Genomic DNA, 9,461 nt, shown 5'->3' with positions numbered 1-9,461 from the left:
GCTTCGGGCGTCGTGTACGGGTTGTCCCGCAGTGCCGCGATGAACAGGTCGATGCGCAGGTCGTCCGGCCGGCGCACTTTCAGCTGGTGGCCCCACGACTGCACGGACACCGGCACGTCCAGGCCGGGGTAGGGGGAGAGCATCAGGTACGGCTGCCCGTCGACCTTCGCGGCCAGCACGGTCAGCGCCGCGCCGCGGACCCGGGCGGGGTCGTACGCGAGCCAGACCGCGCCGTGCTCCAGCGAGTGGACCATGTTCTCGCTGCGGACCGGCTTCGCGTACACCGTGCCCGTGCAGTCCGCCCAGGTCGGGTCGTGCGCGCCGCCGTAGGGCGGGGACGCGTCGTAGGCGACGCGCTGGCCCGGCCGAGCGTGCATCGGCCGGTAGTGGGTGATCACGACGCCCTCGATGGCAGTGGCCGGGTCCTTGTTCTCGACGGTCGGCACGAAGTCGGCCGGGTCGGGTGCGCCGACAGCACCTTCGGCGGCGTCGCCGCTGGTCATGGCACCGCAGCCGGCGAAGAGGGCGACCACCGCGGCCGCCACCGCGAGCACACGACGCGCGTCCGGCCTGTCGATCGCGATCGCCTCCCGCCCTGAGAACTGGCTCCGGCCCAGCCTATGGGCGAGGTCTCTCCTTCGGGCCGTGGCGTGCTACCTAGACTTCTCAGGGTGACTCCCGCCGCGCTTGCCGACCTCGTCCGCGCCGTCGCCGTGGACGTGCTGACCAGCCGAGACCTCGATCACGCCGCCCTGCCACAGGCGGTGACGATCGAGCGACCGAGAAACCCCGAGCACGGCGACTACGCGACGAACCTGGCGCTGCAGGTGGCCAAGAAGGTCGGCGTCGCGCCGCGTGACCTCGCCGGCTGGCTCGCCGAGGCGCTCGCCGGCTGCGAGGGGGTGGCCGAGGCCGACGTGGCCGGGCCCGGCTTCATCAACCTCCGCCTCGCCGCCGACGCCCAGGGCGAGATCGTCCGCCAGGTGCTCGACGCCGGCGAGGCGTACGGCCGGGGCGACGCGCTCGCGGGCAGGCGGATCAACCTCGAGTTCGTCTCCGCCAACCCGACCGGCCCGCTGCACCTCGGCGGCACGCGGTGGGCCGCGGTCGGCGACGCGCTCGGCCGGCTGCTGACCGCGCAGGGCGCCGACGTCGTGCGCGAGTACTACTTCAACGACGCCGGCGCCCAGATCGACCGCTTCGTCCGTTCGCTGATCGCCTCCGCCAAGGGCGAGCCGCCGCCCGAGGACGGCTACGCGGGCGGCTACCTGTCCGACGTCGCGGCCGAGGTGCTGCGGACCGAGCCGAACGCGCTGTCGCTGCCCGAGGACCAGTCCGCGGAGACGTTCCGCCGCATCGGCGTCGGGCTGATGTTCGACGAGATCAAGCGCAGCCTGCACGACTTCGGCACCGACTTCGACGTCTTCTTCCACGAGGACTCGCTGCACAGCTCCGGCCAGGTCGGCGAGGTCGTTGAGGAGCTCAAGGCCAAGGGGCACCTGTACGAGGCCGACGGCGCCTGGTGGCTGCGCAGCAAGGAGTTCGGCGACGACAAGGACCGCGTCGTCATCAAGTCCGACGGCGACCCGGCCTACATCGCGGGCGACATCGCCTACTTCCGGGACAAGCGCCGCCGCGGGTTCGACCTGTGCATCTACATGCTCGGCGCGGACCACCACGGCTACATCGCCCGGCTCAAGGCCGCCGCGGCCGCGCTGGACGACGACCCGGCCGTGGTCGAGGTGCTCATCGGGCAGCTGGTGAACCTCGTCAGCGACGGCAAGCCGGTGCGGATGTCCAAGCGCGCCGGCACCGTGGTGACGATCGAGGACCTGGTCGACGCCGTGGGCGTGGACGCGGCCCGCTACGCGCTCATCCGGTCCTCTGTGGACGCCACGCTCGACATCGACCTGGACCTGTGGAGCAGGCGTACGAGCGACAACCCGGTGTTCTACGTGCAGTACGCGCACGCCCGGCTGGCCTCCCTCGAGCGCAACGCCGGCGAGCTGGGCATCAAGGTGCCGACGTCCGCGACCGACGTCGACCTCGGCCTGCTGACCCACCAGCGGGAGGGCGAGCTGATCCGCACGATCGGCGACTTCCCGAAGGTCGTGACCACCGGCGCGCAGCTGCGGGAACCACACCGCGTCGCGCGCTACCTCGAGGAGCTGGCGAGCGCGTACCACAAGTTCTACGACAGCTGCCGGATCCTGCCGCAGGGCGACGAGGAGGCCACGCCGCTGACCACCGCCCGCCTCGCCCTGTGCGCCGCGGTCCGCCAGCTGCTGGCGAACGGCCTGGCCCTGCTGGGCGTCAGCGCCCCAGAACGGATGTAGAACCTTGTGAACGCGTCAAGAAAGCCGCGTGGCAGTCAGCCGTCACCCAAGGGGAACGCGACGCGACCCGGCCACAAGCACGCGCCAACCGGGACTGCTACGCCCAGGGTGACCAACCGTAAGAAGTCCGGGGAGGCGTCATGAGGGCGCATCCGGCGGGGCCGCTGCACGCCGACGTCCTGCCGCCGGGCAGCACCGCCGGCCCCCGACCGTCCACTGCGGACGAACTGGACGAGCTGCTGCCGGCCGTCTGGCCGCGCAACGCCCGCCGCGACGGGACGGGCGTCGTGCGCCTGGCCGGCGTCGACGTCCGCGCGCTCGCCGAGGAGTACGGCACACCGCTGTTCGTGATGGACGAGGCCGACTTCCGCGCCCGCTGCGCCGAGCACGCCCGGGCGTTCGGCGACCCCTCGCTCGTGCACTACGCGGCCAAGGCCTTCCTGTCGGTCCAGATCGCCCGGTGGGTCGCCGAGGAGGGGCTGTCGCTGGACGTGTGCAGCGGCGGCGAGCTGGAGATCGCGCTGCGGGCCGGCTTCCCGGCCGAGCGGATCGCCCTGCACGGCAACAACAAGTCGGCCGCCGAGCTCGCGGCCGGGGTGTCCGCCGGCGTGGGCGCGGTCGTGCTCGACTCGTTCCACGAGATCGCCCGGCTGGACCGGATCGCGAGCGACCAGGGGCGCGTGCAGGACGTGCTCGTGCGGGTCACCGTCGGGGTCGAGGCGCACACCCACGAGTACATCGCGACCGCGCACGAGGACCAGAAGTTCGGCTTCTCGCTCGCCGGCGGGGCGGCCGCGGAGGCGGTCCGCCGGGTGCTCGGCTCGCCCGGGCTGCGGCTCGTGGGGCTGCACAGCCACATCGGCTCGCAGATCTTCGACGCCAACGCGTTCGAGGTCTCCGCGCACCGGGTGATCGGCCTGCTCGCGGAGCTGCGCGACGAGCACGGCGCGGCGGCGCTCGCCGACGTGTCTACTGTGGACCTCGGCGGCGGGCTGGGGATCGCGTACACCGCGGCCGACGACCCGCCGCCGCCCGGCTGGCTCGCCGAGCAGCTGCACAACATCGTGGCCAAGGAGTGCGAGCAGGCCGGGCTGGAGATGCCGCGGATCGCGGTCGAGCCGGGCCGCGCGATCGTCGGCCCGGGCACGGTGACGCTCTACGAGGTCGGCACCATCAAGGACGTCGAGCTCGGCCACGGCACCGCGCGCCGCTACGTCAGCGTGGACGGCGGCATGAGCGACAACATCCGCACCGCGCTCTACGACGCCGAGTACGACTGCCGGCTGGTGTCCCGGCTAGCCGACGAGGGCGGCCGAGGGGGCGAACCCGTGCTGTCCCGCGTCGTCGGCAAGCACTGCGAGTCCGGCGACGTGGTCGTGCGCGACTGCTGGCTGCCGGAGAACCTCGCGCCCGGCGACGTCATCGCGGTCGCCGCCACCGGCGCGTACTGCTACGCGATGGCCTCGAGCTACAACCGGCTGCTCCGCCCGGCCGTGGTCGCGGTGAAGGACGGCGAGGCGCGGCTGCTGCTGCGCCGCGAGACCGTGGACGACCTCCTGCGCCTGGAGGTGTCATGACCCGCATCCGCGAGTCCAACCGTCAGACCCCGCGAGTCCAACCGTCCGGCCCCGCGAGTCCGACGTTCGGCGCGGGTGTGCATGTCGGACTCGCCCGTCGGGAGCGTTGGACTCGCGGGTTGGGGGCGTCGTGAGCATCAGGATCGCCATGCTGGGCTGCGGAACCGTCGGGGCCGAGGTGGTCCGGCTGCTGCACGAGCAGGCCGGGGACCTCGCCGCGCGGGTCGGCGGCGGGATCGAGCTCGCCGGGATCGCCGTGCGGCGGCCGAACCGGCATCCGGACGTGCCCCAGGAACTGCTCACGACGGACGCCGCCGGGCTCGTCGCGTCCGATGTGGACGTCGTGGTCGAGGTGATCGGCGGCATCGAGCCCGCGCGCACGCTGCTCACCGACGCGCTGCGCGCCGGCAAGTCGGTGGTCACCGCGAACAAGGCGCTGCTCGCCGAGCACGCCGCGGACCTGTTCGCGGCGGCCGACTCCGCCGGCGCGGACCTGTACTTCGAGGCGGCGGTGGCCGGCGCGATCCCGCTGCTGCGGCCGCTGCGCGAGTCGCTCGCCGGCGACCGGATCACGCGCGTGATGGGCATCGTCAACGGCACCACGAACTACATCCTCTCCGCGATGGACTCCTCGGGCGCGGGCTACGCGGAGACGCTCGACGAGGCGTCCCGGCTCGGGTACGCGGAGGCCGATCCCACGGCGGACGTGGACGGCTACGACGCCGCGTCCAAGGCCGCCATCCTCGCCTCGATCGCGTTCCACACCAGGGTCACCGCGGCCGACGTTTACCGCGAGGGCATCACCGCGGTCACCCCGGCCGACGTCGCCGCGGCCCGGACGCTGGGCCGCACGATCAAGCTGCTGGCGATCTGCGAGCGGGTCGCGAACGGCGACGACGGCGCCGAGGCGGTCGCGGTCCGCGTGCACCCGGCGATGATCCCGCGCACGCACCCGCTCGCGGGGGTCGGCGGCGCGTTCAACGCCGTGTTCGTGGAGGCCGACGCGGCCGGCTCGCTGATGTTCTACGGCCAGGGCGCGGGCGGCTCGCCGACCGCGAGCGCGGTGCTCGGCGACCTGGTCGCGGTGGCGCGCAACAAGGTCGTCGGCGGGCGCGGGCCGGGGGAGTCGTCCTACGCCGCGCTGCCCGTGCAGCCGATCTCCCAGGTGGACACGCGGTACCACATCAGCCTGGACGTGGCCGACCGCGCCGGCGTGCTGTCCGCGGTGGCGGCGGTCTTCGCCGAGCACGACGTGAGCATCGCCGCGGTCCGCCAGCAGGGTCGCAGCACGGACGCGAGCCTGGTGATCGTCACGCACTCGGCCCCGGACGCCGCCCTACGGTCCACAGTGGACAAGATCGCGGGCCTTCCGGTGGTGCACGAGGTGGTCAGCGTGATGCGAGTGGAGGGCGAGGAGCAATGAGTAGGTCGGACCAGCCTGCGGCCTCGCCGACCGCACCTCAGGGGAACGTGACGCAAACCAGCCACAAGTACGTGCCCAAACAGCACCTTCTTCCCTCAGGTGACCAGGACATTGAAATCCGGGGAGGCGGAACTGCCGGCGTTCATCCCCGCTGGCCGGGTGTGATCAACGCCTACCCCGACCGGATCCCGCTGCCGGCCGGTGCGCGGGTGGTGACGTTGCAGGAGGGTGGCACGCCGCTGCTCGAGGCGCCCCACGTCTCCGAGCGCACCGGCTGCCGGGTGTTCCTCAAGATCGAGGGCGCCAACCCGACCGGCTCGTTCAAGGACCGCGGGATGACCGTGGCGATCACGCACGCGCTCGCGACCGGGGCGAACGCGGTGATCTGCGCGTCCACCGGCAACACCTCCGCCTCGGCCGCCGCGTACGCCGCGCGGGCCGGGCTGACCTGCGCAGTCCTCGTGCCCAGCGGCAAGATCGCGATGGGCAAGCTCGCCCAGGCGGTCGCGCACGGCGCGCGGATCCTGCAGATCAGCGGCAACTTCGACGACTGCCTCGAGCTCGCCCGCAAGACCGCCGCCGAGTACCCGGTGGAGCTGGTCAACTCCGTCAACCCGGTGCGCCTGCTCGGCCAGCGCAGCGCCGCGTGGGAGATCTGCGACGAGCTCGGCCGCGCGCCGGACGTGCACTGCCTGCCGGTGGGCAACGCGGGCAACATCACCGCCTACTGGCAGGGCTACACCGAGTACGCCGACGAGGGCGTCGTGCCGGCGCGGCCGCGGATGTTCGGCTTCCAGGCCGCGGGCGCCGCGCCGATCGTGCGCGGCGAGCCGGTGCGCGACCCGGACACGGTGGCCACCGCGATCCGCGTGGGCAACCCGGCCTCGTGGGCCGGTGCGGTCGCCGCGCGCGACGCGTCGGCCGGGCTGGTCGACGCGATCACCGACGAGCACCTGCTCGAGGCCTACCACCTGCTCGCGAGCCGGGAGGGCGTGTTCGTGGAGCCCGCGTCGGCCATCAGCGTGGCGGGCGCGCTCGCCACCGCGGCGGACGGGCGGCTGCCGGCGGGTTCGCTCGTGGTGTGCACGGTGACCGGCCACGGCCTCAAGGACCCGGACACGGCGCTGGCCGGCATGCCGCCGGTCGAGCCGGTGCCGGTTTCTCCCGGCGCGGTCGCGTCCGCCTTGGAGCTGACTTGACCGTGAGCGGCGGAGTCCGGGTCACGGTTCCGGCCTCGGCCGCCAACCTGGGGCCGGGGTTCGACGCGCTCGGGCTCGCGCTCGCGCTGTACGACGTCGTCGACGTGGCGGTCACGGGCGAGGGCGTCAAGGGCACGATCACCGGCGAGGGCGCGGACCTGGTCGTCGACGAGAGCCACCTCGTCGTCCGCGCGCTGCTGGCGACCGCGAAGCGGCTCGACCTCGACCTCCCCGGCGTGCAGCTGACCTGCGCGAACGCGATCCCGCACGCGCGCGGGCTCGGGTCGTCGGCGGCCGCGATCGTGGCCGGCGTCGCCGCCGGGTACGCGCTGGCGGGCCGCGAGCCGGACGCCGGCGCGCTGCAGCTCGCGGCGGAGTTCGAGGGACACGCCGACAACGTCGCGGCCAGCCTCCACGGCGGGCTCGCGCTCGCGTGGGCCGAGCCGGGGCCGGCCTACCACGCGGTGCGCCTCGAGCCGCACGCGTCGCTGCGGCCGGTCCTGCTCGTCCCGGCCGAGCGGTCCGCGACCAAGCTGACCCGCGGGCTGCTGCCGGCCACCGTGCCGCACGCCGACGCCGCGTTCGCCGCCGGCCGGTGCGCGCTCGCGGTCCACGCGCTGACGACGTCGCCCGGCCTGCTACTCACCGCGACCGAGGACCGGCTGCACCAGGACTACCGCGAGCAGGCGTGGCCGAACACCATGCGAGTCGTACGTGAACTTCGCGGAAACGGTGTCGCCGCAACGGTTTCCGGTGCCGGGCCGGCGGTGTTCGCGGCGACCGTGGACGGCCGGTTGCCTGCCGGTGTGGACACCACCGGGTTCGCCGTCCGCCCGCTCGCGGTGGACCGCGGAGGCGTGCGTACGGAGCAGATCGGAACAAATTCCAGGTAGACGACGTTGTCACGGTCAGACCCGCCGGGGACCCGGTTGTTGCACCCGGATGCAGGGCCGTCTAGTCTCAGGGGCGTTCAGTCACCGCGCGTACGGGCGCCCGGTGTCGTTCCCGGGGAATTCTTCCCGGGTCGCATCATCCGTTGAGATGCCGACTCGGCCCTCATATGGCCGAGGTCGACGCTGGCGGATACCGAAAGCCGTGGTGACCGAGATAGCTCCGCGTTGACGATCCGTCGTCCGCAACGGCGAATCAGCCAGGTGGCCAGGTCGCGACGGCGGTCGATAGCCGGGGCGTAGCGCCGTGTCGAGTCATCGGTCGGCGGTCCGCTGGTACACGGGTCCACCAATGGAGGCGGGGACCTGGTCAGGAAGGACATGAGTGAGCAACACTGATCTGCTGGGTAGCGAATCAGCCAATGGCACAGTCGAAGCCGCCGCGCCTGCCGCGGACGCCGATGCCACGCCGCGCACCAGCACAAACGGGGGTACGACCAAGCGACGCGCCGGCCTGTCGGGCATGGTGCTCGCCGAGCTTCGCGAGCTCGCCGGCCAGCTGGGCATCACCGGCACGGCCGGGATGCGCAAAGGGGACCTGATCGCCGCGATCAAGGAGCGGCAGGGTGGCGCGTCCGGCGGTTCGGCGAAGTCGTCGAACAGCAAGTCGAGCTCGGAGACGTTGCCGCTGGGCATCGAGTCCGAGCGGACGGAGTCGCCCCGGGCCACCAGGACCGCGGAGCCCGAGGCACCCGCCGAGCCGGGCCGCGAGGAGCCCGCCGAGGAGGGCGGTCGCCGCGACGGCGGCCGCCGTCGTCGGGCCGGCCGGGCGACGGGCAGCCCGGACACCGACCAGCGCGAGGAGAAGCGGGACGACCGCGGCTCCGACAAGCGCGAGGAGAGCCGGAGCGAGGGTCGCGAGGACCGTCAAGGTGGCCGGGACCGCAACCAGGACCGCCAGGGCGGCCGCAACCAGGACCGGCAGGGTGGCCGCAACCAGGGCCGCAACGACAACCGCGGCGACAATCGCGACAACCGCAATGACAACCGCGACAACCGCGACAACGGTCCGGACGACGACGATGACGACGGCGGCCGGCGTCGTGGGCGCCGCTTCCGGGATCGCCGCCGGCGTGGTGGCAGCGGCGGCCGGGGCGACGCGCCGGACACCGAGGTGCGCGAGGACGACGTCCTGCTGCCCGTCGCCGGCGTGCTGGACGTGCTCGAGAACTACGCGTTCGTGCGGACCTCGGGCTACCTGTCCGGCCCGAACGACGTCTACGTCTCGCTGTCGCTCGTGCGCAAGTACGGGCTGCGCCGCGGTGACGCGATCACCGGCATGGTGCGCCAGCCGCGTGAGGGCGAGCAGCAGCGGCAGAAGTTCAACCCGCTCGTGCGCGTCGAGACGATCAACGGGCTGGACCCGGATCAGGCCAAGAACCGCGCCGAGTTCACGAAGCTGACGCCGCTGTACCCGAACGAGCGGCTGCGCCTCGAGACCGAGCCGCACGTGCTGACCACCCGCGTCATCGACCTGGTGATGCCGGTCGGCAAGGGGCAGCGCGCGCTGATCGTGTCGCCGCCGAAGGCCGGCAAGACCATGGTCCTGCAGGCCATCGCGAACGCGATCACCACGAACAACCCCGAGGTCTACCTCATGGTCGTGCTCGTGGACGAGCGGCCGGAAGAGGTCACCGACATGCAGCGGTCGGTGAAGGGCGAGGTCATCGCCTCGACCTTCGACCGCCCGCCGTCGGACCACACCACGGTCGCCGAGCTCGCCATCGAGCGCGCCAAGCGCCTCGTGGAGCTGGGTCACGACGTCGTCGTGCTGCTCGACTCGATCACCCGTCTGGGCCGCGCGTACAACCTCGCCGCCCCGGCCTCGGGCCGCATCCTCTCCGGTGGTGTCGACTCGACCGCGCTCTACCCGCCGAAGCGTTTCCTTGGTGCCGCGCGCAACATCGAGAATGGTGGCTCGCTCACCATCATCGCCACGGCGATGGTGGAAACCGGCTCCACCGGCGACACCGTGA

7 protein-coding genes are annotated in these 9,461 nt (G+C 72.8%); 6 read left to right on the top strand and 1 reads right to left on the bottom strand.

The features are described 5' to 3' along the window. Positions 1 to 545 (bottom strand): thioredoxin-like domain-containing protein (locus VH969_RS13630; RefSeq protein ID WP_414638499.1); only part of this gene is annotated, 545 nt, incomplete at its 3' end. Positions 546 to 671: 126 nt separating this feature from the next. Between VH969_RS13630 and argS the strand changes: the two genes are divergently transcribed. The 6 genes from argS to rho all read left to right on the top strand — a co-directional run. Continuing rightward, positions 672 to 2,336 carry an arginine--tRNA ligase gene (gene argS, locus VH969_RS13625; RefSeq protein WP_331974094.1) on the top strand — a complete coding sequence of 555 codons (1,665 nt, stop codon included), beginning with the start codon at positions 672 to 674 and terminating at the stop codon, positions 2,334 to 2,336. A gap of 140 nt (positions 2,337 to 2,476) precedes the next feature. Next, complete coding sequence (gene lysA / locus VH969_RS13620) at positions 2,477 to 3,913, top strand: diaminopimelate decarboxylase (RefSeq protein WP_331974093.1); 1,437 nt, start codon at positions 2,477 to 2,479, stop codon at positions 3,911 to 3,913. Between the two features lie 130 nt (positions 3,914 to 4,043). Then, positions 4,044 to 5,336: a homoserine dehydrogenase gene (locus tag VH969_RS13615; RefSeq protein ID WP_331974092.1), complete on the top strand. Its 1,293-nt coding sequence runs from the start codon at positions 4,044 to 4,046 to the stop codon at positions 5,334 to 5,336. A gap of 116 nt (positions 5,337 to 5,452) precedes the next feature. After that, the gene (thrC, locus tag VH969_RS13610) at positions 5,453 to 6,535 is read left to right on the top strand and encodes a threonine synthase (protein ID WP_414638500.1); all 1,083 of its coding nucleotides are present in this window, start codon (positions 5,453 to 5,455) and stop codon (positions 6,533 to 6,535) included. A gap of 2 nt (positions 6,536 to 6,537) precedes the next feature. Further along, complete coding sequence (gene thrB / locus VH969_RS13605; RefSeq protein ID WP_331974090.1) at positions 6,538 to 7,428, top strand: homoserine kinase; 891 nt, start codon at positions 6,538 to 6,540, stop codon at positions 7,426 to 7,428. Between the two features lie 382 nt (positions 7,429 to 7,810). Continuing rightward, positions 7,811 to 9,461 (top strand): transcription termination factor Rho (rho, locus tag VH969_RS13600; protein ID WP_331974089.1); only part of this gene is annotated, 1,651 nt, incomplete at its 3' end.

The organism is Actinophytocola sp., from assembly GCF_036555685.1.
Lineage (GTDB): Bacteria > Actinomycetota > Actinomycetes > Mycobacteriales > Pseudonocardiaceae > Actinophytocola.
The sequence above is the reverse complement of the archived record's forward strand: the minus strand, read 5'-3'. Positions and strand labels throughout refer to the sequence as shown.

Excerpts from the sequence above, each read along its gene's own strand:
- lysA (WP_331974093.1), top strand. The coding sequence starts at position 2,477 with ATGAGGGCGCATCCGGCGGGGCCGCTGCACGCCGACGTCCTGCCGCCG.